Annotated in this window: 23 protein-coding genes; 10 read left to right on the forward strand and 13 right to left on the reverse strand. The window is 70.1% G+C overall.

Going from position 1 to position 23,502, the window contains the following annotated elements; all coding sequences use genetic code 11:
* Nucleotides 1–33: 33 nt before the first annotated feature.
* The 5 genes from OHA64_RS11795 to OHA64_RS11815 all read right to left on the reverse strand — a co-directional run bounded on the left by OHA64_RS11795 (nucleotide 34) and on the right by OHA64_RS11815 (nucleotide 7,278).
* Nucleotides 34–1,032: a TerC/Alx family metal homeostasis membrane protein gene (locus tag OHA64_RS11795; protein WP_405611917.1), complete on the reverse strand. Its 999-nt coding sequence runs from the start codon at nucleotides 1,030–1,032 to the stop codon at nucleotides 34–36.
* Nucleotides 1,033–1,258: 226 nt separating this feature from the next.
* Complete coding sequence (locus tag OHA64_RS11800; protein ID WP_405611919.1) at nucleotides 1,259–3,349, reverse strand: TerD family protein; 2,091 nt, start codon at nucleotides 3,347–3,349, stop codon at nucleotides 1,259–1,261.
* 50 nt (nucleotides 3,350–3,399) lie between these two features.
* Nucleotides 3,400–3,966, reverse strand: coding sequence for a TerD family protein (locus OHA64_RS11805; protein ID WP_405623943.1), 567 nt, complete (start codon nucleotides 3,964–3,966; stop codon nucleotides 3,400–3,402).
* Between the two features lie 210 nt (nucleotides 3,967–4,176).
* Nucleotides 4,177–6,309: an excinuclease ABC subunit UvrB gene (gene uvrB, locus OHA64_RS11810; RefSeq protein ID WP_405611921.1), complete on the reverse strand. Its 2,133-nt coding sequence runs from the start codon at nucleotides 6,307–6,309 to the stop codon at nucleotides 4,177–4,179.
* Between the two features lie 99 nt (nucleotides 6,310–6,408).
* Entirely contained in the window at nucleotides 6,409–7,278 is an 870-nt protein-coding gene (locus tag OHA64_RS11815; RefSeq protein ID WP_405611923.1) for an MHYT domain-containing protein, read from the reverse strand.
* A 279-nt stretch (nucleotides 7,279–7,557) separates the two neighbouring features.
* On the opposite strand from OHA64_RS11815, the gene OHA64_RS11820 reads away from it, so the two are divergent.
* Both OHA64_RS11820 and OHA64_RS11825 read left to right on the forward strand, forming a co-directional pair.
* The gene (locus OHA64_RS11820; RefSeq protein ID WP_405611925.1) at nucleotides 7,558–8,433 is read left to right on the forward strand and encodes a glycerophosphodiester phosphodiesterase; all 876 of its coding nucleotides are present in this window, start codon (nucleotides 7,558–7,560) and stop codon (nucleotides 8,431–8,433) included.
* 81 nt (nucleotides 8,434–8,514) lie between these two features.
* A complete protein-coding gene (locus OHA64_RS11825) occupies nucleotides 8,515–9,069 on the forward strand; it encodes a methylated-DNA--[protein]-cysteine S-methyltransferase (RefSeq protein ID WP_405611927.1) in 555 nt (184 codons plus the stop codon).
* A 144-nt stretch (nucleotides 9,070–9,213) separates the two neighbouring features.
* Here OHA64_RS11825 and OHA64_RS11830 read toward each other — a convergent pair whose 3' ends face one another.
* The gene (locus OHA64_RS11830) at nucleotides 9,214–9,642 is read right to left on the reverse strand and encodes a VOC family protein (protein WP_405611929.1); all 429 of its coding nucleotides are present in this window, start codon (nucleotides 9,640–9,642) and stop codon (nucleotides 9,214–9,216) included.
* A gap of 98 nt (nucleotides 9,643–9,740) precedes the next feature.
* Here OHA64_RS11830 and OHA64_RS11835 point away from each other — a divergent pair, with 98 nt between their 5' ends.
* Together OHA64_RS11835 and OHA64_RS11840 are read left to right on the forward strand one after the other, a co-directional pair.
* Nucleotides 9,741–10,649: a pseudouridine-5'-phosphate glycosidase gene (locus OHA64_RS11835; protein ID WP_405611931.1), complete on the forward strand. Its 909-nt coding sequence runs from the start codon at nucleotides 9,741–9,743 to the stop codon at nucleotides 10,647–10,649.
* A 77-nt stretch (nucleotides 10,650–10,726) separates the two neighbouring features.
* On the forward strand, nucleotides 10,727–11,617 hold the full coding sequence (locus OHA64_RS11840; protein WP_405623944.1) for a carbohydrate kinase family protein: 891 nt from the start codon (nucleotides 10,727–10,729) through the stop codon (nucleotides 11,615–11,617).
* Between the two features lie 236 nt (nucleotides 11,618–11,853).
* On the opposite strand, the gene OHA64_RS11845 is transcribed toward OHA64_RS11840, so the two are convergent.
* Entirely contained in the window at nucleotides 11,854–12,648 is a 795-nt protein-coding gene (locus OHA64_RS11845; protein ID WP_405611933.1) for a methyltransferase, read from the reverse strand.
* A gap of 385 nt (nucleotides 12,649–13,033) precedes the next feature.
* Between OHA64_RS11845 and OHA64_RS11850 the strand changes: the two genes are divergently transcribed.
* Complete coding sequence (locus tag OHA64_RS11850) at nucleotides 13,034–14,161, forward strand: magnesium and cobalt transport protein CorA (protein ID WP_405611935.1); 1,128 nt, start codon at nucleotides 13,034–13,036, stop codon at nucleotides 14,159–14,161.
* An 88-nt stretch (nucleotides 14,162–14,249) separates the two neighbouring features.
* On the opposite strand, the gene OHA64_RS11855 is transcribed toward OHA64_RS11850, so the two are convergent.
* Complete coding sequence (locus OHA64_RS11855) at nucleotides 14,250–14,681, reverse strand: CBS domain-containing protein (RefSeq protein WP_405611937.1); 432 nt, start codon at nucleotides 14,679–14,681, stop codon at nucleotides 14,250–14,252.
* Here OHA64_RS11855 and OHA64_RS11860 point away from each other — a divergent pair.
* Nucleotides 14,680–15,027, forward strand: a complete 348-nt coding sequence (locus OHA64_RS11860) for a hypothetical protein (protein WP_405611939.1) — start codon at nucleotides 14,680–14,682, stop codon at nucleotides 15,025–15,027. The two genes, OHA64_RS11855 and OHA64_RS11860, sit on opposite strands and share 2 nt — an antisense overlap.
* Nucleotides 15,028–15,069: 42 nt before the next feature.
* On the opposite strand, the gene OHA64_RS11865 is transcribed toward OHA64_RS11860, so the two are convergent.
* Nucleotides 15,070–15,711, reverse strand: coding sequence for a uridine kinase (locus OHA64_RS11865; RefSeq protein WP_405611941.1), 642 nt, complete (start codon nucleotides 15,709–15,711; stop codon nucleotides 15,070–15,072).
* 117 nt (nucleotides 15,712–15,828) lie between these two features.
* Here OHA64_RS11865 and OHA64_RS11870 point away from each other — a divergent pair, with 117 nt between their 5' ends.
* From OHA64_RS11870 to OHA64_RS11880, 3 genes are all read left to right on the forward strand, one after another.
* Entirely contained in the window at nucleotides 15,829–16,548 is a 720-nt protein-coding gene (locus OHA64_RS11870) for a DUF2293 domain-containing protein (RefSeq protein WP_405611943.1), read from the forward strand.
* A 257-nt stretch (nucleotides 16,549–16,805) separates the two neighbouring features.
* Nucleotides 16,806–17,285 (forward strand): DUF1772 domain-containing protein, encoded by a 480-nt coding sequence (locus tag OHA64_RS11875; RefSeq protein WP_405611945.1) that lies wholly within the window; start codon nucleotides 16,806–16,808, stop codon nucleotides 17,283–17,285.
* 290 nt (nucleotides 17,286–17,575) lie between these two features.
* The gene (locus tag OHA64_RS11880) at nucleotides 17,576–19,063 is read left to right on the forward strand and encodes a glutamate synthase subunit beta (RefSeq protein ID WP_405611947.1); all 1,488 of its coding nucleotides are present in this window, start codon (nucleotides 17,576–17,578) and stop codon (nucleotides 19,061–19,063) included.
* A 192-nt stretch (nucleotides 19,064–19,255) separates the two neighbouring features.
* Here OHA64_RS11880 and OHA64_RS11885 read toward each other — a convergent pair whose 3' ends face one another.
* On the reverse strand, nucleotides 19,256–19,777 hold the full coding sequence (locus OHA64_RS11885) for a carboxymuconolactone decarboxylase family protein (protein ID WP_405611949.1): 522 nt from the start codon (nucleotides 19,775–19,777) through the stop codon (nucleotides 19,256–19,258).
* Between the two features lie 47 nt (nucleotides 19,778–19,824).
* Between OHA64_RS11885 and OHA64_RS11890 the strand changes: the two genes are divergently transcribed.
* Complete coding sequence (locus OHA64_RS11890) at nucleotides 19,825–21,285, forward strand: PLP-dependent aminotransferase family protein (protein ID WP_405611951.1); 1,461 nt, start codon at nucleotides 19,825–19,827, stop codon at nucleotides 21,283–21,285.
* Nucleotides 21,286–21,372: 87 nt separating this feature from the next.
* Here OHA64_RS11890 and OHA64_RS11895 read toward each other — a convergent pair whose 3' ends face one another.
* From OHA64_RS11895 to OHA64_RS11905, 3 genes are all read right to left on the reverse strand, one after another.
* On the reverse strand, nucleotides 21,373–22,185 hold the full coding sequence (locus OHA64_RS11895) for an SAM-dependent methyltransferase (protein ID WP_405611953.1): 813 nt from the start codon (nucleotides 22,183–22,185) through the stop codon (nucleotides 21,373–21,375).
* Between the two features lie 117 nt (nucleotides 22,186–22,302).
* Nucleotides 22,303–22,557: a DUF397 domain-containing protein gene (locus OHA64_RS11900; RefSeq protein WP_362441748.1), complete on the reverse strand. Its 255-nt coding sequence runs from the start codon at nucleotides 22,555–22,557 to the stop codon at nucleotides 22,303–22,305.
* Entirely contained in the window at nucleotides 22,558–23,418 is an 861-nt protein-coding gene (locus tag OHA64_RS11905; RefSeq protein WP_405611955.1) for a helix-turn-helix transcriptional regulator, read from the reverse strand.
* Nucleotides 23,419–23,502 lie beyond the last annotated feature (84 nt).

Below are 23,502 nucleotides of genomic sequence, written 5' to 3' on the forward strand. Positions count from 1 at the left end.
TCCCGGGGCCGGTTGTTCCTACGTCCGACGCGGTCAGGCCTCGATGCTGTCCTTCGGAGCGCCTTCGCTCTCAGCCTGCGCCGCCTCGGCCGCCTGCTTCTTGGACGCCCTCAGGCTGGTGATCGTGGTGACGATCAGGACGGAGCAGATCACGCCGAGAGAGACCGGGATGCTGATCTCCGGGACGTGTACCCCGGACTCGTGCAGCGCGTGCAGGACCAGCTTGACGCCGATGAACCCGAGGATGATCGACAGACCGTAGCTGAGGTGGACCAGCTTCCTCAGCAGGCCGCCGATGAGGAAGTACAGCTGCCTGAGCCCCATCAGAGCGAACGCGTTGGCGGTGAACACGATGTACGGGTCCTGGGTCAGGCCGAAGATCGCGGGGATCGAGTCCAGGGCGAAGAGCACGTCCGTGGTGCCGATCGCGAGCATCACGACCAGCATCGGGGTCATGATGCGCTTGCCGTTCTCCTGGATCCACAGCTTGGTGCCGTGGTACCGGTCGGCCACGCCGAAGCGCTTCTCCACCGACTTCAGGAGCTTGTTCTCCTCGAACTCCTCGTCCTCGTCGTCGGCGCGTGCCTCCTGAATGAGCTTCCAGGCGGTCCAGATCAGGAAGGCACCGAAGATGTAGAAGACCCAGGCGAAGCTGGCGAGGATGGCGGCACCCGCGGCGATGAAGATCGCCCGCAGAACCAGGGCTATGAGAACACCGACGAGGAGCACCCGCTGCTGGTACTGCGACGGCACCGCGAACTTCGCCATGATCAGGACGAAGACGAAGAGGTTGTCGACGCTCAGCGACTTCTCGGTGATGAAGCCGGCGAAGAACTCGCCGGCGGGCTGGCCTCCGCCGAAGATCAGCAGGCCGAGCCCGAAGAGTCCGGCCAGCGCGATCCAGACGATCGTCCAGATCCCGGCTTCCTTGATGGACACGTCATGCGGTTTGCGACCGATGAAGAAGTCGACCGCGATCAGGGCGGCCAGCCCAATGATCGTGAGAACCCACAGGTTCAGGGAAACATCCACTTGCGCCTCCGACAGTACGTAACGGCAGGAACCAGCGTCGTCGCGCTGCCGGAGGTCTCTTCCACCCAGGATGGGCCGACGCCCCGGGATCAGGCCTGATCCGTATTGACGGGAACGCCGCAGTCGACAGGGAGTACTCCCCTCCGTGAGGAAGACGGTACCCCAATTACCAAGGAAAGGTAAAGCGATTGGCAAAAGAAAGGTCAAAATTCCTGGTCAGATGACTTTACGTGCGCTTGGTACGGGCGGCGGCGACCTGACTGAGCACCTGCTGGAGCACCTGGCTGCCTACAGGCACGAGCGCGGGCTCGTACGTCCAGGCGTGTCCGACCCAGGGATCGGCAAGGTGGTCGTCGGGCACCGGCGTGAGCCGCAGCAAAGAACGCCACAGTGGATCGAGCAAGGGACCGTAGGCGGTGGCCTCGTCACGGTCCGCGACCATCATGAGGTGGACACCGACGGCTGGGCCCTCGTCCGCGAGGTACCGCAGCTGGTTCACCGCTCGGTCGTCAAAGCCGTGCGGGAAGTCGTTGACGATCAGCAATTGCTCGGCGGGGTCGAGGTCGGGCGGGAGCGAGTCGGCGGCGCCACCGCGCACCGCCATCTGCACCAGGTCGACCCGCTGGGTCAGCCGGGCCAGGACATCCGCGACCCCCGCCGCTCCGATCGCGGGCGGCGCCGCGAGGACACCGGCCCGCACCAGCGGGAGGAGCGGCTGCGCGCCGGACCCTGCGGCGTCGATGACATGCACGGTGAACTCACCCGCCGGGTGGACCGCGAGCAGCCGGGCCGCGTGTGCCACCGCCGCCTCCATCGCGAGGCGCCGCAGGTCGTGGGTGTCGGTGAAGGAGCCGTCGAGCGAACCGGCTGGCCCGCTGTCGATCCACAGACCACGTTCCAGCGGCAACCGCACCAGCATCGGAACACGCAGGTCAGGAGCCTCGGGCAGATGGAGATCGCCCATACGCAAGGCCATGGGGATCTCCATCGGCACCCGATAGGCGTGCCACACGGGGTTGTCCCAGCGCGCGAAGGCAGACGGCAGCGCCGGCTCGACGACCTCGGCCTCCGCGGTGAGCTGGGCGAGGTCCCGGTCCAGGGCGGCTCTGGCCTGGTCGACGAGCTGGGCGTGCTTGGCGCGGGCCGCCTCCCGTGCGGCGTCGCCCTGTCCGCCGATCCGGCTGCGCGGGTCGGACAGGACCTGGTCGAGTTCCTTCTCCATCCGCGAGTCGGCGAAATCGACGGCGCTGCGGTACGCGGCCGTGGTGCGGGCCAGGTCCTCGAACATGCCCCACACCTGGTTGTAGAGCCGCTCGTCCATCGACCAGCCCGTCGCGTCGCCCGCGACCGGCGCTGCGGGCTGCCCGGGCGGGGCGGGAGGCGCGCTGGGCGGGGGTGGAGGCGGCGCCGCATTCTGCCGACGCGGGTGGCTGTAGTCGATCGGGCCGCCCGAGGTGGGACCGGTGGGCTCGGTGACCGCGGGCGGATCGGCGTAGGGGGAGGCGGAGGGGTTCGGTGCTCCGGCCGCGGGTGAGGTGGGCGACGATGCGTCGGCCGATGTGCCCTGCGGGGCGTAGGGCGAGGCGAGATGCTGCGGTATGCCGGGGGCAGGACTCCCGTACGGAGGCATCGGCTGTGGTGATTCGGGGCCGGGGGCGATCTCGGGTGCCGGTCCGCCCTGGTCGGCGACGGGCGCAGGCGCGGCCCCCTGACGGGAGCGGTCGGCGTCTGTCGGGCGCGGCGGGGCCTGGACTGACCGGGCCAGCCCCTGGGTGACCGCTGCGTCGATACCGCTGGCGAGTTGGTGGGCCTGGGGCAGGCCTTGGTCGGTGAGAAGCTCGGCGAGGCCGCCCGCGTACCCCTGACCGACGGCCCGCACCTTCCAGGCGCCTTGCCTGCGGTAGAGCTCCACGGCGACCACGGCCGACTCGGCGTCCAGCCCCGTGATCGTGTAGCTGGCGATCTCGGTGCCGTCGAGACCGGTGACCGCCACGAACGGGGCGGCGACCGCACCGAAGCGGACGGGACCCCCGGTGCCCGGCGTGGGCAGGGCCAGCAGCACGCTGACCCGGTGCCCGGCCTCGGGCACGGCGCCGAGATCGATGGCGAGACGGTGATCGGCCGCCGCCTGCCGGGAGACCTCCAGCCCCGGCAGGGTGGGAGCGCCCGGATGGGCGACCCACTCGACGCCGTGCACCTTGCCGTGCTCGTCGCCGATGGTGGCTCCCGCCACGACCGGCGTGCCGGCCGAGACCCGGATCTCCAGACGGGCCTGGGAGAGCGGGTGGTTCTGTCCCCGCGCCAGCTCGGCCGTCATCGCCTTCTCCCCCTGTGTGTCGCTGTGTGGTGTCGGCGCCGCTCGCGGGCCTACAGGTGAGGCAGGATCGCGGGCATCAGGTCCTGGAACGTACGGCCGTTGGCCGGGGTTCCGAGGGCCGTCATCGTCCAGCCGGGGCCCGTGCGGTGCACCTTGGCCATGATCTGGGCCGTGTAGGCGCCACCACCCGCGAGCGTGTAACGGGCGAGCTCTTGGCCGTTGGTCTCGTCGACCAGACGGCAGAACGCGTTCTGCACTTCCTGGAAGGTCTGACCCGTGAACGAGTTCACGGTGAAGACGATCTGGTCGATATGGACCGGCACCCGCGACAGGTCGACAAGGATCGCCTCGTCGTCGCCTCCCTGGCCGACACCGCCGACGAGGTTGTCACCGGTGTGGCGCACCGAGCCGTCGTCACTCACCAGATGACGGAAGAAGACGACGTCGAGCGGCTGTTTGTCCGCGAAGAGCACCGCGGACGCGTCGAGGTCGATTTCTCGGGTGCGGGAGCCGAAGAGGCCGCGCCGGGGCGCTGCCTGCCAGCCGAGGCCCATGCGCACGGCTGTGAGGCTGCCCCCGTCGTCCTTCTGCAGGCTGATGGCCTGACCCTTGGTCAGATTCACGCCGCCGCCGGGCGCGCCGCCCTTGGATACGTCCACCACGCGCTGGTCCCCTCTCGTGATTCCCCTGTTGCCGCGGGATCCGCGGATGTCCAGAACCTTACGCAGGGCCACTGACAGTCACGTACCCTCGTCCGCGCTTTGTGTCGGTGTTGCAACACAGCGCGTACGCGCCGCAGGCCCGAGGGCCTCACGGGAGCCGGTCCGTCAGGCCAGCCCGGCCTCCCGCATCTGGCGCAGCTCCTTCTTCATCTCGGAGACCTCGTCGCGCAGTCGGGCCGCGATCTCGAACTGGAGGTCGCCGGCCGCGGCACGCATGCGCTGTGTCATCTCCTCGATCTGTTCGGCGAGTTCGGCCGCCGGACGGTCGGTCGGGACCGTCTCCTTGCCCTTGGCGGCCTTGGTGCCCTTGGCCGCCTTGCCGCCGAGTGCCGGCACAGGTGCCTTGGTGCCCTTGTCGTCCTTCGACTTGCGGTAACCGGAACCGAGCAGCTGCTCCGTGTCGATGTCCTCGCGTGCGATCTGGGCCACGATGTCGTTGATCTTCTTACGGAGCGGCTGGGGGTCGATGCCCCGCTCCGTGTTGTACGCGACCTGCTTCTCCCGGCGGCGGTTGGTTTCCTCGATGGCCTTCTCCATCGCCGGGGTGATCTTGTCGGCGTACATGTGGACCTGACCGGAGACATTGCGCGCCGCGCGGCCGATGGTCTGGATGAGGGACGTTCCGGAGCGCAGGAAGCCCTCCTTGTCGGCGTCGAGGATCGCCACCAGGGACACCTCGGGCAGGTCGAGGCCCTCGCGCAGGAGGTTGATGCCGATCAGGACGTCGAACTCGCCGGAGCGCAGCTCGCGAAGAAGTTCGACACGGCGCAGGGTGTCGACGTCGCTGTGGAGATAGCGGACCTGGATGCCGAGTTCCAGGAAGTACTCGGTGAGGTCTTCGGCCATCTTCTTGGTGAGCGTGGTGACCAGGACGCGCTCGTCCTTCTCGACGCGCTCCCGGATCTCGTGAACCAGATCGTCGATCTGGCCCTCGGTCGGCTTGACGACGACCTCCGGGTCGATCAGACCGGTGGGGCGGATGATCTGTTCGACGGCGCCGTCCGCGCGCGAGAGCTCGTACTTGCCCGGGGTCGCGGACAGGTAGACGGTCTGCCCGATGCGCTCCTGGAACTCCTCCCACTTCAGGGGGCGGTTGTCCAGGGCGGAGGGCAGCCGGAAGCCGTGGTCGACGAGGGTGCGCTTACGGGAGGCGTCGCCCTCGTACATGGCACCGATCTGCGGGACGGTGACATGGGACTCGTCGATGACGAGCAGGAAGTCGTCCGGGAAGTAGTCGAGCAGGGTGTTCGGCGGGGAGCCGGGCGAACGGCCGTCGAAGTGCATCGAGTAGTTCTCGACACCGGAGCAGGAGCCGATCTGGCGGAGCATCTCCAGGTCGTAGGTGGTACGCATGCGCAGTCGCTGGGCCTCCAGGAGCTTGCCCTGCTTCTCCAGGTCGGCCAGGCGCTCGCCCAGCTCCTTCTCGATGTCGTTGGCGGCCCGCTCCAGGCGCTCGGGGCCCGCTACGTAGTGGGTGGCCGGGAAGATGTACAGCTGCTGGTCGTCGCTGATGATCTCGCCGGTGAGCGGGTGCAGCGTGGACAGGGCCTCGATCTCGTCGCCGAACATCTCGATGCGGACGGCGAGCTCCTCGTAGACCGGGAAGATCTCGATGGTGTCGCCGCGCACCCGGAAAGTTCCACGGCTGAACGCCAGGTCGTTGCGTGTGTACTGGATGTCCACGAAGCGGCGCAGCAACTGGTCCCGGTCGAGCTCGTCGCCGACCCGGAGCGGGACCATCCGGTCCACGTACTCCTGCGGAGTACCGAGGCCGTAGATGCAGGAGACGGAGGCGACCACGACGACGTCACGACGGGTGAGCAGCGAGTTGGTCGCCGAGTGGCGCAGCCGCTCGACCTCCTCGTTGATCGAGGAGTCCTTCTCGATGTAGGTGTCCGACTGCGGGACGTACGCCTCGGGCTGGTAGTAGTCGTAGTACGAGACGAAGTACTCGACGGCGTTGTTCGGCAGCAGCTCTCGGAACTCGTTCGCCAGCTGGGCGGCCAGTGTCTTGTTCGGGGCCATGACCAGGGTGGGGCGCTGGAGCTTCTCGATCATCCACGCCGTGGTGGCGGACTTGCCGGTGCCGGTGGCGCCGAGCAGTACGACGTCCTTCTCACCGCCCTCGACGCGCCGGGCCAGGTCGGCGATGGCCGTCGGCTGGTCGCCGCTGGGCTGGTAGGGGCTGACGACCTCGAAAGGCGCCACCGTGCGTTCGATGTGGGAAACGGGCCGCATGTCATCAACCGTACGACCCCCCACTGACAACGCGGCCCGATCAGCAGTTTTGCGAGCGCACGGGGCCGGGGTGCCGGGGCTGGTGACGGGGGTGGCGCGTCAGCGGTTCTGGGGGGTGCGGGAGGTGTAGTGGTCCGCCTGGCGGCCGGCCCGGAGGTCGGGGTGGCGGATGGTGGAGTGCGAGACGAGTTCGCTCGCGGGTATGCCCGGCTTGTTCTCCGCGGGTGTCCAGACGGGCTTCCCCATGACCATCAACGGGTCGAACAGCACCACGACGCCGGCGAGCAGGAGGAAGGCGAGGGGGCCGATCATCATGGGCGCGAGCAGTGAGGCGGGCGAGTCGCCCGAGGTGGGGGCCGCCGTGCCGTGGAGATGGACGCTGAGGGAGGCCATGCCCGTGTAGTGCATACCGGTGACCGCGAGCCCCATGATCAGGCTCGCTCCGACGCTCCACAGGAAGCCTCTGACCTGACCGGCCGACCACAGGGCGGCGGTGGCGGCGACGACGGCTATCACGACGGACACGGCGACGGTGAGCGTGTCGTACTCCAGCTTGCCGTTGAAGCGCATACCGGCCATGCCGAGGTAGTGCATGGTGGCGATGCCCAGTCCGGTGACGGCGCCCCCGGTCATCAGGGCCGTCCCCCTGGCTCCTCGGTAACCGACGATGAAGATCCCGACACCCACCATGACGATGGCGACGCCCAGGCTCGCGTAGGTGGTGACCCTGTCGTAGTGGATCGGGGCCTGCTCGATCGTGAAGCCCATCATCGCGATGAAGTGCATGGTCCAGATACCGGAGCCGATCGCGGCCGAGCCGAGGGCCAGCCAGCCGAGGCGCCAGGAGTTGCCGACGAGCATGGACCGGGTGGTGCAGCGCAGCCCAAGAGCACCGCCCAAGCAGGCCATGAGGTAGGCCACCAGCGGTGTGACGAGTCCGTAGCTGAATCCGTCGACCGTGCCTTGCATGCGCGGCTACCCTTCCGCCTTCTACGTCATGGAATTTTCTGTTGTGCACCCCTTCCCAGGACCATCCAGGCGGTCAGGGCTGAGGCAGAGAGTATGTCTCCCACCGGAATGGTCGAACGACTTTCCGGCAAAGAAACACGGCCTTGCCCCAGTTGTGCGGTACCCGTGAGCGGACTTGGGACAACACCATTCAAGTTGTGGTCATCCTGTGCCCGTCTGCCGTTGACCGTCTGCTGTCACAGTTGTGCTGTACGTGTTCGCTCGACGCGAGGAGTACGCATGCACGCGCGCGCAATTGCCGCCACGACCACCGCGCTCCTGGGGACCGCAGCCCTCCTGCTTCCGCTCTCCCACGCCCGGGCCGACGGGGACCGGGGAAGCCCCACGGTCATCGCCCACCGGGGCGCCTCCGCCTATGCGCCGGAAAACACCCTGGCCGCCGTCGACAAGGCGGCCGAGATGGACATCGCCTGGGTCGAGAACGACGTCCAGCGCACCCGGGACGGCGAACTCGTCGTCCTGCACGACGACAGCCTGCAGCGCACCACCGATGCCGAGGAGGTCTTTCCCGAGCGGGCTCCCTGGAAGGTGAAGGACTTCACCGCGGCCGAAGTCGCGCGCCTCGACGCGGGAAGCTGGTTCAGTCCCGCGTACGCGGGCGCGCGCGTGCCGACGCTCCAGCAATATGTACATCGTGTGGAGATCCATCACCAGAAGCTGCTTCTGGAGGTCAAGAACCCGGAGCTGTATCCGGGCATCGAGAAGCAGACCCTGAAGCTCCTGAGCAACGAGGGCTGGCTCGACCAGCGGCATCTCGCGGACCGGCTGATCGTGCAGAGCTTCAGCGCGGACAGTGTGCGGACCGTCCATCAGCTGAAGCCCGGTGTCAAGACCGGCTTCCTCGGTACGCCGTCCGTGGCGGACCTGCCCGCGTACGCCGCCTTCGTCGACCAGATCAATCCCTCGTACGGCTCCATCTCCGGCGGGTACGTCTCCGCGGTCCACGCCTTCACGGGGGCGCACGGCAGGCCGCTGGAGGTCTTCACCTGGACCGTCAACGACGAGAACACCGCCCGGCTGGTGACCGGGTACGGCGTCGACGGCATCATCAGCAACAAGCCCGACGTGGTGCGCGACGCCCTGCCCAGCGCCTGACCCCGGCGTCGCCCGGGGAGCTTGCGCGGGTGGCGTCCGGCACTTCGAGCGTTGTCAGTGGCGGGTCGTACGGTGGGTCGCATGAACAGCCACGGGCAGTACGAGCAGCAGGTCGTGTGGACCGTCGTCGCCACCGACATCGGTCCGCTTCTGCTTGCCGCGACCCGCGAAGGCCTGGTCAACGTCGTCTTCCACGCCACGGACACGGTCCGCGACAAGGCGCTCGACCGGCTCGGGGCCCGGCTGGGCGGGGAGCTGGTCGAGGCACCCGACTCCCCGCTGCTGGCCGAGGCGATACGCCAGCTGCGGGCGTATTTCTCGGGTGAGCGGCACGACTTCGAGCTGCCCCTGGACTGGTCGCTGATCTCCGGCTTCAACCGACAGGTGCTGCGCGAGCTGGCGTCCGGCGTGCCGTTCGGCACGGTCGTGGGGTACGGCGATCTGGCCGGCCGGGTCGGCCAGCCGGGTGGTGCCCAGGCGGTGGGGGTGGCGATGGGTTCCAATCCGCTGCCGGTCGTCGTGCCCTGCCATCGGGTCGTCGAGAGCGACGGCGGCATCGGCGGTTTCGGGGGCGGGCTGGAGACCAAGCGGAAGCTGCTCGCGCTGGAGGGAGTCCTTCCCGAGCCGCTGTTCTGAGCCTCCTGGCGCTGTCGACGGCATTCCCGCTTCACTCGCTCCCGACCGCGACCGCCGACCGCCGACCGCCGACCGCCGACCGCAACGGCTTACGACCTGCCTGACGTGTGGGGGCCACGCCCGCATGCGTGGCCCCCACACGCGCTAGTCGTAGTGCCGGGCTTCGAAGACGTTGCCGTCGGGGTCGCGGAAGTAGAAGCTGCGTCGGGCCATTCCGCGGGCGCCGAAGGAGTCGTAGGAGATGTCCGAAACAGGGACCGACCGTTCCTCCAGGCGGGCGCGCAGTGTCTCGAATTCGTCGCCGGGCATGGCCAGGCAGACGTGGTTGACCGGGTGGCCGGCGCTGTCGGCGGCGCCGGGCACCATCTTCATGTGCTCCGCCGTGGAGAGCGGCATGAGATCGAGGATGGTCTCGTCATTGAGCCGTACGGAGGGGAACGGGGCCGCCCCGGCGGCGAAGTCGGTGAGCCGCACGGGTTCCATGCCGAGCGTCTTCTCGTAGAAATCGGCCGACGCCACCGGGTCGTGCACCCAGAGGACGACGTGGTCGAGACGTGTCGTGTTGTCCGTCATGCGGCCCAGGCTGGTGGCGTCCCCCACAGGGTGCAAGTGTTTGACCGGGCGTGCCGCCCGCCAGAGATGAGGAAGACCGACCGACAGGAGGCAGGCTCGTGGTGCTGGTGCTGTCCGAAGAAGTGCGGGACGCGATCGACGCGCGTCGACCCGTGGTCGCCCTGGAGTCCACGATCATCGCGCACGGGTTGCCGCGCCCGCGGAATCTCCAGGTGGCTCTGGAGCTGGAGGACGTGGTGCGGCAGGAGGGCGCCGTCCCCGCGACCATCGCCGTGCTGGACGGTCGGCCTCATGTCGGCCTGGACAAGCAGCAGTTGGAGTTGGTCGCGAACCAGGACGGCATCCGCAAGCTCGGTCACCGGGACCTGCCGCTCGCGATGGCCTCCGGGGCGAGCGGGGCGACGACGGTGTCGGCGACCGCGCTGTTGGCGGCTCTGGCGGGCGTACGGGTGTTCGCGACGGGTGGGCTCGGGGGGGTGCACCGGGAGTGGACCGTGACCCAGGACGAGTCTGCCGACCTCGGACTGCTGGCACGCACGCGGATCACCGTGGTGTGTGCGGGCGTGAAGTCGATTCTGGACGTCCCGGCGACGCTGCAACGGCTGGAGACCCTGGGTGTCGCGGTGGCGGGCTACGGCACAGACCGGTTCCCCGGCTTCTATCTGTCCGACTCGGGGCATCCGGTGGAGTGGACGCTGGAGACTCCTCGGCAGGTGGCGGACGTCATGAAGGCTCAGGACGCGCTCGACGGCCCCGGGTCGGCGCTGATCGTCGCCAATCCGGTCCCCGAGGCGGAGCAGCTGGATCCCGACCTGCACGCGCGGGTGCTCAACGAGGCGCTGCACGCCTGCGGGGAGGAGGGGATCACCGGGCAGGCGGTCACTCCGTTCCTGCTCGACCACCTGGTGCGGCACACCGAGGGAGCCTCGCTGAGCGCCAATCTGGCGGCGGTGCGCGGCAACGTACGGCTGGCGGGACGGATCGCGGCGGCCTGGGCAGGCACGTGACCGCGGAGCGGCCCCGGCTCGGTGCGGTCGGCGCGACGGATCAGCGGCCGACCCGAACGGTCCGTCCCGAGGGTGCGCTGCTGGTTGTGGGGGACGTCATCACGGACGTCGTCGCCCGGCATCGCGGTCAGCTCGCCCCGGGCACGGACACCGTCGCGACGATCCGGACGGTGCCGGGCGGAGCGGGGGCCAACGTGGCCTGCTGGGCCGCTCACCAGGGGCGCTGCGAGGTGCGGCTGGTCGGACGGGTGGGCGCGGACTCGGCCGCCTGGCACGAGCGGGAACTGGTCGCCTGCGGGGTGCTGCCCGGGCTCGTCGTAGATCCGCAGGCTCCGACCGGGACGGTGATCTGCCTTGTCGATGCGGACGCGGCGGCCGAGCGGACGTTCCTCACCGACAGCGGGGCATCGTTGCGGCTCGCGCCCGAGGACTGGTCGGACACGCTGCTCGACGGGGTCGCACGGCTGCATCTGTCGGGCTACCTGCTGTTCTCCGAACCGAGCCGGGCACTGGTGACGGTCGCCCTGGCGGCGGCACGCGCGCGCGGGGTGCCGGTGAGCCTGGACCCGGCGTCGGCCGGCTTCCTGATGGCATTGGGAGTGGATCGTTTCCTCTCGCTCGTCGAGGGCGTGGATCTGCTGTTGCCCAGTCGGGACGAGGCGTGCCTGCTCACCGGGTTGCCCGATGCGGCGGACGCGGCGGCCAAGCTGAGCCGTCACATCCCGCTGGTGGTCGCCAAGCAGGGTGCGGAGGGTGCGCTGGTGGCCCGGTCAGGCACCGTCGTCGCCCGCGTGCCAGCCGTACCGGCGACCCCTCGCGACACCACCGGAGCCGGCGACGCCTTCACCGGCGCCTTCCTCGCGGCCCTGCTCATGGGCGTCACCCCCGAGGACGCGGCGGCGGAGGGCTGCCGGGCGGGCGCGTCGGCGGTGGAGGGGATTGGGGGGCGGCCTCCGCGGGTGGGGTGAGGGAGCGGGGCCCGGCCTGCCTGCACCGGTCGACACGGAACTCACGGGACCACACCGGCCGACACGGGAACGCACCGGACCACACTGCCGACTCCGGCCGACTGCGATCGACTGCGATCGACTGCGATCTACTCCGAGCGGCTCCGGCCGGCTCCGAGCGACTGCGGACCGCCACCTCGCACCTGTTGTGCACCGCCCGCCGTCCCACCGCGCCGGCGTCAACTTCCGCCGCTCTCCTATCCCTTGCGTCCCCACGCCGAGATCATCGGGGCCGTGGCGAGGTCCATGCCGCCGGAGGCAACGTTCGCGAGGTGGCGGTCGATGTCCCGGGCCGTGGCGATGCCCGCGGTGACGAGTTGGTCGCGGATCTGGCGGACGGTGGCCGATTCGAGGGCAGCGCAGGCGGGTGAGCTGACCGGGAAGTAGGCGTCGGCCTCCACCTGGCGCAGACCGGCCTCGCGGAGCAGCCGCGGCAGCCTGCGCCCGTAGGCCAGATCGGCGCCCCGGTCGGCGAGGAGTTGGCGGAAGCCCTCCCGCAGCCGGTTCGCGAGTTGCTGCTCGGGGCCGTGCTCGTCGGGGCAGAGCAGCGGCTGGAGGGCCGGGTCGGCGTCCTCGACCAGGAGGCGCCCGCCTGGTCGCAGGGCCTTGACCATGGACCGCAACGCCCTTTCCCGGTCCGGCACATGAACGAGGACGAGCCGGGCGTGCACCAGGTCGAATCCCTCCTCCGGCGGTTCCTCGGCGCCCACGTCGTGCACCCGCACGTGCACCGGCTGGCGGGCGACCGCGGCGACCCGTGAGGTGTCGATGTCGGTCGCGAGGACCCGCCCGGTCGGGCCCACCTTCTTGGCCAGCCAGGACACCACTGAGGTACCCCCGGCCCCGACCTCCCAGCAACGCCAACCGGGTCCGACGCCGAGGCCCTCGATGTGTCGGAAGGTCGTGGGGTCGAAAAGGGTGGCGAAGGCGTCGAAACGTTCCCCCGCCTCGGTCTGCCGGTTGTCGAGGAGATACCCGTCGGTTCGCGTCATACCGCGATCATCCCAGTTGCCCGGCTTGTCCGGAGCGGTTGACGCGACGCGACTCCTACGACGAGAGGGCCGCGCTCCCGTCGGCGCACGACCTGAACACCTCCCAGCGGAAGGCCCCCGTCGGCTCTGCGCCGGACGGTCCAGGTCCGTCCGGCGCACAGCCGACGGTCCCGCCCCCGCTTCCCGTCTCCAGGCGTCCATGTCCGGGCGTCCGTGCGCCCGTGTCCGCGCGTCCATGCCCGTGCACCAAACCGTTGTCCACAGCCGGGAACCAAGCGGAACGTCCTGCTCCCACAGGCTTACCCACCGCTCACCCCGAGCTGGCAAACTGGCACGCCAGGGCGCGGGAGTGCGGCGCGGGGGAGATCCACGCAAGGAGATCCAGATGTCCATGGCAGGGAATCTGCGGAAGGTCACGAGCCTCGGCAGGGTTGGCGGCCTCCGCAAGGTGGCACGGCTGGCCCGGCGGCGCCCCCGCGTCGACCTGAGCCATCCGGCCAGGTCTCCGCTGGGCACCTCGGTGGTCAACTGCGTGTCCTATCGGGAGGGTGTCCGGATCCCCGCCGGCAGAGATCTGGTCGACTCGGTGGAACAGGTGCGCAAGAACCGCGACGGGTTCCTCTGGCTCGGTCTGCACGAGCCGACGGACCAGGAGTTCGCGGGTGTCGCCGAACTCTTCGACCTGCACCCGCTGGCGGTCGAGGACGCGGTCGAGGCGCATCAGCGCCCGAAGCTGGAGCGCTACGGCGAAACGGTGTTCGCGGTGTTCAAGACGGTCTGCTACGTCGAGCACGAGGAGCTCACGGCGACCAGTGAGGTGGTGGACACCGGCGAGATCATGGTGTTCGTCGGCGAGGACTTCGTGATCACGGTGCGCCACGGGCGGCACGGTTCACTGGGGCCGTTGCGCGAGACGCTGGAGGCCTCGCCCCAGCAACTCTCCAAGGGCCCGGCGGCGGTGCTGCACGCGATCGCGGACCATGTGGTCGACGACTACCTGCACGTCACCGACTCGGTGCAGGAGGACATCGACCAGGTCGAGATGGCCGTGTTCGCGGAGAACGGCGCGCGGGTGGACGCGGGGCGCATCTACCAGCTCAAGCGGGAACTCCTGGAGCTCAAGCGGGCCGTCGTGCCGCTCGGACGTCCGCTCGAGGAACTCGCCACCCGACCGATGCGGGTGGTCGATCCAGAGATACAGGCCTACTTCCGTGATGTCTCCGACCACCTGCTGCGGGCCAAGGAACAGATCGCCGCCTTCGACGAGCTGCTCAACTCCATCCTCCAGGCGCATCTCGCCCAGGTGACGGTCGCGCAGAACGAGGACATGCGGAAGATCACCGCATGGGCCGCCGTGGTCGCCGTACCGACCATGGTGTGCGGCGTGTACGGCATGAACTTCGAGCACATGCCGGAACTGCACTGGCGGTACGGCTACGGCCTGATCATCGGCGTGATATCCGTCGCTTGTGTGTTGTTGTACCGGGGATTCCGGCGCAACGGCTGGATCTGACACGGGCGGGACGGAGTCCGTCAGGGGCCGGTCAGGAGGCGGTCGGGGTCGGGGTCGGGGTCGGGGTCGGGGTCGGGGTCGGGGTCGGTCAGTGGTGGCCGGCGGTCCGGGCGTAGACACTCTCGGCCCAGGTCGCGATCTGGTCGTCCGTGAGGTGCTGGGCCAGGTCGGCCTCGCTGATCATGCCGACCAGGCGCTTGTCGTCGATGACGGGGAGCCGACGGATCTGATGCTCCTGCATCTCGTGGAGCACCTCACTGACATCGGCGCTCGCGTCGATCCAGCGGGGCGTCCCCTGGGCCATCTCGCCCGCGGTGACCTTGGCCGGGTCGTGACCCATGGCGACACAGCCGACGACGATGTCGCGGTCGGTGAGGATGCCGCAGAGCCGTTCGTTCTGGTCGCTGATGGGCAGGGCGCCGACGTTGAGGTCGCGCATCAGCTGGGCGGCTCGGTCCAGGGTCTCCCCTTCGGGGATCCACTGGGCGCCGCGGTGCATGATGTCTCCGGCGGTGGTCATGGAGTACCTCCCGGTGCCGGACGGCCGGCGCGGAGCGGGGTGGCACCGCAAGTCCCGGCGCCGACCATTCTCGCGGCGCCGGGAGGCGTACGCACTCGGAGAGGGCTCAGGCAGAGAAGCCCACGATCTTGGGCGGGACGACACGGATGATCACGCGGACCTCGTCGTCCTTCTCGGCGGGCGGGTCGATGCCGAGGTACTTGTGCGAGAGCTCGTGCGGGAGTCGCTTGTCCTCGTCCGGGAGGATCTCGGCGGTGCCGCGAATCTCGACCGAGGTGTAGGGGTTGGCGAGCCGAAGACCGAGAGGCTCGCATGGGGGTCGCGGCGCAGGTTGCGCACCTTCTGACGTCCGTCGGTGGAGGAGAAGAGCACGGGGAACGGGCCTCGGTCAGCCGTTCCAGGCGGGGTGGCGTGGGTCGTCGGCGCGTACCAGGACATCGGCCGTGGTGGCCGGGTCGGTCTCGGTCTCGTAGCGCTCGAAGGCGGGCAGCGTCCAGTGGTCGGACTCGGGGGTGCGGCGTCGCAGGGCCCCCGCCGAGAGAAGCACGTGAAGGGTCAGATCGAAGGGGAACCAGTGGTGCAGCAGGAGGGGGCCGTGCAGCAACAGGAACCCGTCGGGCGGGAGTTGGACGTACGGGCTGCGGGTGGCCCGGTCGGTGGCGGGGTCCCACAGGTCGGGCAGGACCCGGCCGTCGCCGCCGGGTTCGAGGGGGCCGAAGACCTCGCGCCACAGGGCGCCGGTGTCGAACCAGCCGGTGTAGTAGGCCTCCGAGTCCTGGTGCCCGTATTCCAGGCGGAGCGAGGCGGGGCGCAGAAAGCCCTGTGTCCCGACGACCAGCGAGGCACGGCCGCGTATGCGGAGCGCTTCCGATACCCGTTCGGCGAGGTCGCCGGGGCGGGCCGCGGGCGCCCCGTCGAAGGCGATGCGCGGCCAGGGGCTGCCGTCGGCCGGTTTCAGGTCGAGCAGTCGTTCGGCGAGCTGTTCGCCGAGCCGGTCCCAGGTGATCGCTTCGAGTCGCACACGGCCCATGATGCGTCAGGTCGCGTTCAGGCCGTGGCGTGGCCATGGGGGCTGCCGCCTCGCCACGGCGGACCAGGACGGGTGGAGGGCGTAGTTCCGGGGCCGGAAGACGGGAATGAACCCTGCATGGCGCACCTCGCAACTCCCCCTCCCCCTACCGGATCCCGAACCGGTCCTCTCGTCGTCCAGCCGCTGCGGAGACGACAGTGCGCGGACTGCCGGAGCGGGCCGTTGTCGCTGCTCGTCGTCGAGGACGGAGCGCCTCGGTGCCTCGACTGTGCCGATCTGGGGCATCTGGTGTTCCTGCCGCGCGGCGACACCGCGCTGACGCGCCGGACCCGGGAGGAGAGCACGTTGTCGGCGGTGGTCGTGCGTTTCAACCGGCGCAGGGGGCGGTACGAGCGGCAGGGCGTCCTGGTCGAGGAGGCGGCGCTCGCGCGGGCCGAGGCACGGTGCCTGGCCGACGCGGAGGCACGGAGCCGGCGCCGGGTGCGGGACGCCGCGCGGCGGGCGACGGCGGACGTGCGGTTCACGGATGCCTTCGCGGCGGAGATACGGCGGCTGTTTCCCGGGTGCCCGCGGGCGCGGGCACGGGAGATCGCCGAGCACGCCTCGGTGCGGGGCAGCGGCCGGGTGGGGCGGAGCGCGGCGGGGCGGGCGTTGTCGGAGGGGGCCGTGACTTCGGCGGTCGTGGCGTCCGTACGGCATGTGGAGACGCCGTACGACCACCTGCTGATGAGCGGGATGGCGAGACATGAGGCGCGGCGGCGGATCGCGGGGGCGGTGGAGACGGCGCTCAGGGGGTGGCGGGAGGACGTGGACGTCGTGGAGGTGTCGGCCGGGTGAGAGTTGGGCCAGGGCTGTCGCGCGGAACGGGTTCGGGGGCGCCGCAGGAGTGGGTGTCCTCCGGACGAGTCGTGAGCGACGAGCCGTGGGTACGGGGCGTGGGTACGGGGGCGTTCCACCTGGACGTCGCGTCTGTTCCCGGGTCCTCGGGGTGCTCGGGCATGGCCGGGCGGGTTGTTCGGGGATTCACTGGTGGTGACAGTGACGACGGTGGAGGGCGGGCCGCGGCTCCGCCGGATGCGGGAGTGGGTGTCGGCGTGATCGATGGGCCGTATTTCGTACTGATCGTGGTGGGTGTGCTGGGGACCGGTTTGGTGGCGGGGGTGTTCTGCGGGTTCTCGACCTTTGTGATGCGGGCGCTGGCCGCGTTGCCGCCCGCTCAGGGCGTCGCCGCGATGAACGCGATCAACGTGACCGCGGTGCGGCCCGCGTTCATGCTCGTGTTCACCGGGTCGGCCGTGGTGTGCGCGGTGATCGCGGTGGTGACGTTCGTGTTGTGGCCCGACGGAGGGACGGTCGAGTTGCTGGTGGGCAGCGCGCTGTATCTGTTCGGCGTGTTCGGGCTGACCATCGTGGCGAACGTGCCACGCAACAACGCGCTGGCGCAGCTGGACCCGGGCACCCGGGAGGCTGCCGCGTACTGGCCGACGTACGTGCGTGAGTGGACGATGTGGAACCACGTCCGCACGGTCGCCTCGGCCGCCTCGGCCGGGGCGTATCTGCTGGCGCTGACCTGAGCGCGAGCTGGATCCCCGCTGGGCGTGGGCCTGCCCAGCCTGCGAGAAAGCGCCGTCGAACGCCCTGCGCGGGTGCCCGACGGGACGTATCGTGGCCGAAAGACGTACCGGGAGAAGTCCCGAACGACGACCGGACCCCGCACCGGACCCCGCACCGGACCCCCCACCGGACGAGGTATCGGTCGATGTACCGGGCTACCTGGCAGAAGCAGTGCCGAAAGAGTGCCGCCCGATGACGCACGGCCACGTCGGACGCGCAGCCGTCGCACGCGCAGGCAAGGAACACACCCATGGCCGACCCCAAGGGATTCATGACCACGCCCCGCCAGGACTGGCCGCGCCGGCCGGTCGAGGAGCGGGTCCGGGACTGGGACGAGGTGTACGTCCCCGGGGCACTGCTGCCCATCGTCAGCAAGCAGGCGGATCGCTGTATGGACTGCGGCATCCCCTTCTGCCATGACGCCTGTCCGCTCGGAAATCTGATCCCCGAGTGGAACGACCTCGTCTCCCGGGAGGACTGGAGGGCTGCCTCGGACCGGCTGCACGCCACCAACAACTTCCCTGAGTTCACGGGCCGGTTGTGCCCGGCACCCTGCGAGGCGGGCTGTGTGCTGGCGATCAACCAGCCCGCGGTCACGATCAAGAACGTCGAGGTCGCCGTCGCCGACCGCGCCTGGGAGCTCGGTTTCACGCCGCCGCGCCCGCCGGAGCGACTGTCCGGGCGGACGGTCGCGGTGATCGGCTCGGGACCCGCCGGCCTCGCCGCGGCACAACAGCTGACCCGTGCGGGGCACACGGTCGCCGTGTACGAGAAGGACGACCGGCTCGGCGGGCTGATGCGGTACGGCATCCCCGAGTTCAAGATGGAGAAGCGCCATCTGGAGCGGCGGATCGAGCAGATGCGAGCCGAGGGGACGAAGTTCCGTACGTCTACAGCGGTCGGACGGGACATCGGCGCCGCGGAACTGCGTGCGCGCTACGACGCCGTGGTGATCGCCACAGGCGCGACAGCCTGGCGTGAACTGGACGTGCCGGGGCGAGAGTTGGCCGGAGTGCGACAGGCGATGGAGTATCTGCCGCTGGCCAACCGGGTACGCGAGGGGGATCTGGAGGTCTCGCCCATGTCCGCCGCCGGACAGCACGTCGTCATCGTCGGCGGCGGGGACACGGGTGCCGACTGTCTGGGTACGGCGATACGGGAAGGAGCCGCGTCCGTGACCCAGTTGGACATCTACGTCCAGCCCGGCGCCGAGCGCGACGAGGACGCCGAGCCGTGGCCGACGTATCCGAAGGTCTACCGGCTGTCGGCCGCGCACGAGGAGGCGCGGGACCTGCGGACGGCACCGGCGGCGAACGCCGACGCACGGCTGTTCGCGGCGTCCACGCTCCGCTTCACCGGGGACACCGACGGGCATGTGCGGTCACTGCACCTGGTGGAGGTGGACGCGCGGCGGCGGCCGGTGCCGGACAGCGGACGCAGCCTCCCCGCCGACCTCGTGCTGCTCGCGCTCGGTTTCTCGGGGCCGGACCAGGAGGACGGGCTCGTGCGTCAGCTGGGGCTGGAGCTGGAGCCTCGTGGGACTCTCTCGCGGGACGCCGGGTTCGCCACGAACGTCCCCGGCGTGTTCGCCGCGGGGGACGCCGCACGGGGACAGTCGTTGATCGTGTGGGCGATAGCGGAGGGGCGGGCGGTGGCGGCGGCGGTCGACCGCCATCTGACGGGAAGTTCGCGACTGCCGGCACCGATCGGTCCGTACGACCGCCCCATGGCCGTCTAGCGGCTCACCCCGGCCTGCCGGAGTCGGACACGGCATGGCCGTCCCGTCGCGGTGACGTACCGCTCCGGGCGGAAGGCGGCGAATGTGGCGGAAGCAGCGGAAGCAGCGGAAGCAGCCCAGCGCGGATGCGGCGGAAGAGGTGGATGCGGCCCAGCGGGGCCGCATCCAGTAGCGGCAGATGCGAGGGGCGCGTCAGCGGCGCTCGTCCGTCCCGGCCACCTTGGCCGTCGCCAGGGCCACCCGGTTCCAGGTGTTGATCGTGAGGATCAGGGACAGCACACGGGCAAGTTCCTGGTCGTCGAAGTGGGCCGCCGCTCGGGCGTAGACGTCGTCCGGAACGCCTGCGTCGGCCACGCGTGTCACCGCGTCCGTCAGGGCGAGGGCGGCCTGTTCCTTCTCGGTGAAGAAGTGGCGGGCCTCGCGCCAGACCGCGACCATGTGGAGCCGGTCCTCGGTCTCACCGGCCTTGCGGGCGTCGTTCGTGTGCATGTGCAGGCAGTACGCGCAGTGGTTGAGGTGCGAGGCGCGGATCTGGATCAGCTCGACCAGCGCCGGGTCGAGGCCCTCCCGGGCGGCGGCGTCGAGGCCGACGAGAGCGCGAAAGACCCTGGGGGCGGACTTCCCGAGGTCCAGGCGAGGGCCGGCCGTGGTGTGTCCGCCTGTGCTGGAGCCGGAGCCAGTGTGGGTGTCTGTGTCAGTCGTGTTCGTCGTCATGTGCATCAACCTACGATCGGGAAAGACCGTCTGTAGGGTGCATTTCCATGGATGAATCATGGGTCAATTCCGCGGAGGGGATCGGTGCCGACCTGCATCTGGAGCTGTCCGGCCCCGGCGGTCGGCGGGCCGCGCTCATCGGGGCGCTGCGCGAGGCCGTACGCAGCGGGCGGCTCGCCCCCGGCACCCGGCTGCCGCCGTACCGTTCGCTCGCCGCCGACCTCGGGGTCGCCCGCAACACGGTGGCCGACGCCTACGCGGAGCTTGTCGCGGAGGGCTGGCTGACCGCTCGCCAGGGCTCGGGCACCCGGGTGGCGAAGCGGGCCGAGCCGCTGGGACACGCCGTACGGGTGGCTCGTCAGGGTCCTCCCCGCACGCGTGGCCCCCGGCACGATCTGCGCCAGGGCACCCCGGACGCGTCGTCGTTCCCGCGCGCGGCCTGGCTCACCTCCTACCGGCGGGCTCTCCAGCAGGCGCCCAACGAGGTGTTCGGGCCCGGCGACCCGGTCGGCCGCGTCGAGTTGCGGGAGGCTCTCACGGAGTACCTGGCACGCGCGCGAGGTGTGCGCACCGAACCGGGCCGGATCGTGATCTGCTCCGGTTTCGCGCACGCGCTGCGGCTCCTGTTCGGCCAGGACCGGGGCGGCGGGGGCGGCGTGCTGCGCGGTCCCCTGGCCGTGGAGGCCTACGGGTTGGGCTTCCACCGGCAGCTCCTCCGGGCCGCCGGGGTACGGACCGTGCCGCTTCCCCTCGACGAACACGGCGCGCGGGTCGACGGGCTCGGCCGCGAGCGGGCCGTGCTGCTCACGCCCGCGCACCAGTTCCCGACGGGCGGACCGCTGGATCCCGAGCGCCGGGCCGCGGTCGTCGACTGGGCACGCGCACGTGGGACGGTGATCCTGGAGGACGACTACGACGGCGAGTTCCGCTACGACCGCAAGCCGGTCGGCGCCGTCCAGGGCCTCGATCCGGAACGTGTGATCTTCATCGGCTCGGTCAGCAAGAGCCTGTCGCCCGCGGTGCGGCTGGGGTGGATGGTGCTGCCGGAGCGGTACGTCGACGAGGTACGCGCGGCCAAGGGGGAGCGCGAGGCCTGGGCGAGCGTTCTCGACCAGCTGAGCCTCGCCGACTTCCTGTCCTCCGGGTCCTACGACCGTCATGTGCGGCGCATGCGTCAGCGGTACCGCGTCCGTCGGGACCGGCTGGTCGCGGCGCTCGCCACGCACGCGCCGCACGTCGAGGTCACCGGTGTCGCGGCCGGCCTGCACGCGGTGCTCAGGCTGCCCGCGGGTACCGAGCGGTCCGCGGTGAAGGCGGCCGCCTGGCAGGGCGTCGCCCTGGAGGGCCTCGCCGAGTTCCGGCACCCGGAGACCGACATGGCGGCGGGCGACGGCCTGGTCGTGGGGTACGCGACGCCCTCGGAGCACGCGTACGCCGCGGCGCTGGACGCGCTGTGCGCGGCGCTCCCACCGGAGGAGACGCTCACGGCGGACCCTGGGCGCGGATGAGCCACGCACTCCCGTGTACGAGTACGAGTACGAGCGGCCCTGCACCCCCTCGTGGTGGGGCGCACACGGTGCACGCGACAGCGGTGCTCAGGGCTTGCGTGCCACCGCCCCGTACCCGGGAATGACGCCGTCGTCCTGACCGGGGACCGGGTCGCCCAGTTCGGGGTGCCACAGCTGCGGCACCTCGACGCCGGGTTCGACGAGTTCCAGGCCGTCGAAGAAGCGGGCGAACTGCTCCCGGGAGCGCAGCGCCAGGGTGACGCCGACCGCCTTGAGCTTCTCGGTGGCCGCCTTCGACTCCTCGGGCGTGAAGTCGGCCGTCGCATGGCTGACCACCAGGTAGCTGCCCGAGGGCAGTTCGGACAGCAGCCGCGCCACCAGCTCGTGCGCACCGTCCTCGTCGGAGACGAAGTGCAGCAGTGCGATGAGCGAGAGCGCGACCGGCCGGCCGAAGTCCAGGACCTTCCGGGCGCCTTCGAGGATGGCGTCCGGGTCCCGCACGTCGGCCTGCAGGTACTCGGTCACCCCCTGGTCCGTGCCGCGCAGCAGAGCCGCCGCGTGGGCGAGCACGATCGGGTCGTTGTCGCAGTAGACGACCCGCGCGTCGGGGGCGACCCGCTGGGCGACCTGGTGGAGGTTCGGTTCCGTGGGGATGCCGGTGCCGACGTCCAGGAACTGGCGGACGCCGTGTTCGGCGAGCCAGCGCGTGGCCCGGTGCATGAAGGCCCGGTTGACCCGCGCCATCACCGGCACCCTCGGATCGAGGGCCAGCATCTGCCGGCCCATCGCCTCATCGACGGGGTAGTTGTCCTTGCCGCCGAGGTACCAGTCGTACATCCGCGCGGGATGCGGCCTGGTGGTGTCGATCTCGGCGGCGCCGAGAGGGTCCTGCCCGGTCATGAGGCACTCCGTAAGATGCAATGGATATTCAATAAGACGCAATGGGTGTTCAATTCAGCACCAAAATTAAGGAAGTTGAGCGAGGGAGAGGCAATCAGTCGAGAGAACGGCAATCGGTCAGGAGAGGAGGAAGTCGGCCTCCCCCGCCTTGGCGCCCTCGATGAAGGCGGTCATCTCGTCCGTGGTGTAGATCAGCGCGGGGCCGTCCGGGTCGGTGGACTGACGGACGGCGATCCGGCCGTCGGCGAGCTTCATCGCCTCCAGGCAGTTGCCGCCGTTGCCGCCGCTCCAGGGCTTGTGCCAGCCCTCGCTGCCCAACTCCCTTGCGGGCATGCCGTTGTAGACGCGTCGGCGCGGCTTGATGCGATTCATTCACAGCTCCTTGCGGAGATCCCGGAGGATCTCCTTCGTGCGATGTGCAGTAGCGGCCTGCGCCGCCATGCGGTCCATGACCTCGAGGTGGGTCGCCACCTCGGCGCGCGCGTCCAGATAGACGGCGCCGGTCAGGTACTCGCTGTAAACCATGTCCGGGAGTTCCGGCACGGCGAATCGGAAGAGTACGAAGGGGCCGTACGTGCCCGGGTGCGGCCCGTTCGCGAACGGGGCGACCTGCAGGGTGACGTTGGGCAGCTTCGTCGCGTCGAGGAGCTTGTCGATCTGCGCACGCATCACCTCCGGGGTGCCGACGGAGCGGCGCAGTACGGTCTCGTCCATCAAGACCCACAGCCGGGGCGCTTCCTGACGGGTGAGCAGTTCCTGGCGCTGCATGCGCAGGTCGACATGGCGCTCGATGTCGTCGGGGCTGGTCTGCCCGATGGCGCCCGACTTCAGGACGGCGCGGGCGTAGTCCTCGGTCTGCAGCAGGCCGGGGACGAAGTGCGGCTCGTACTGCCGGATGAGGGCGGCCGCCCCCTCCAGGCTCACATGCATCGAGAACCAGCCGGGCAGGACGTCGTGGAACCGCTGCCACCAGCCGGGTCGGTTGGCGTCCTCGGCCAGTTGGACGAACGCGTCGGCCTCGTGGTCGGAGATGCCGTAGGCCTTCAGAAGGAGTTGGAGGTACGGGATCTTGAGCCCGACCTCGGCCATCTCCATCCGGCGGACCGTGGCGGGGGCGACCCGGAGTATGCGGGCGGCTTCCTCGCGCTTGAGTCCCGCGCGTTCCCGCAGGTCCAGAAGGCGCCGGCCGAGGACGACCTGGCCGACCGTAGGCGCGGACCGCGGCTCGCTCACCCTGCACCTCCACGAAGTCCCTGATCAGACGGCCCCTGGGGAGCGGGCCGGTCACCAAAGCACGCTGACAGCCCGGCGGCGCCA

The organism is Streptomyces sp. NBC_00076, from assembly GCF_045041235.1.
Classification (GTDB): domain Bacteria; phylum Actinomycetota; class Actinomycetes; order Streptomycetales; family Streptomycetaceae; genus Streptomyces.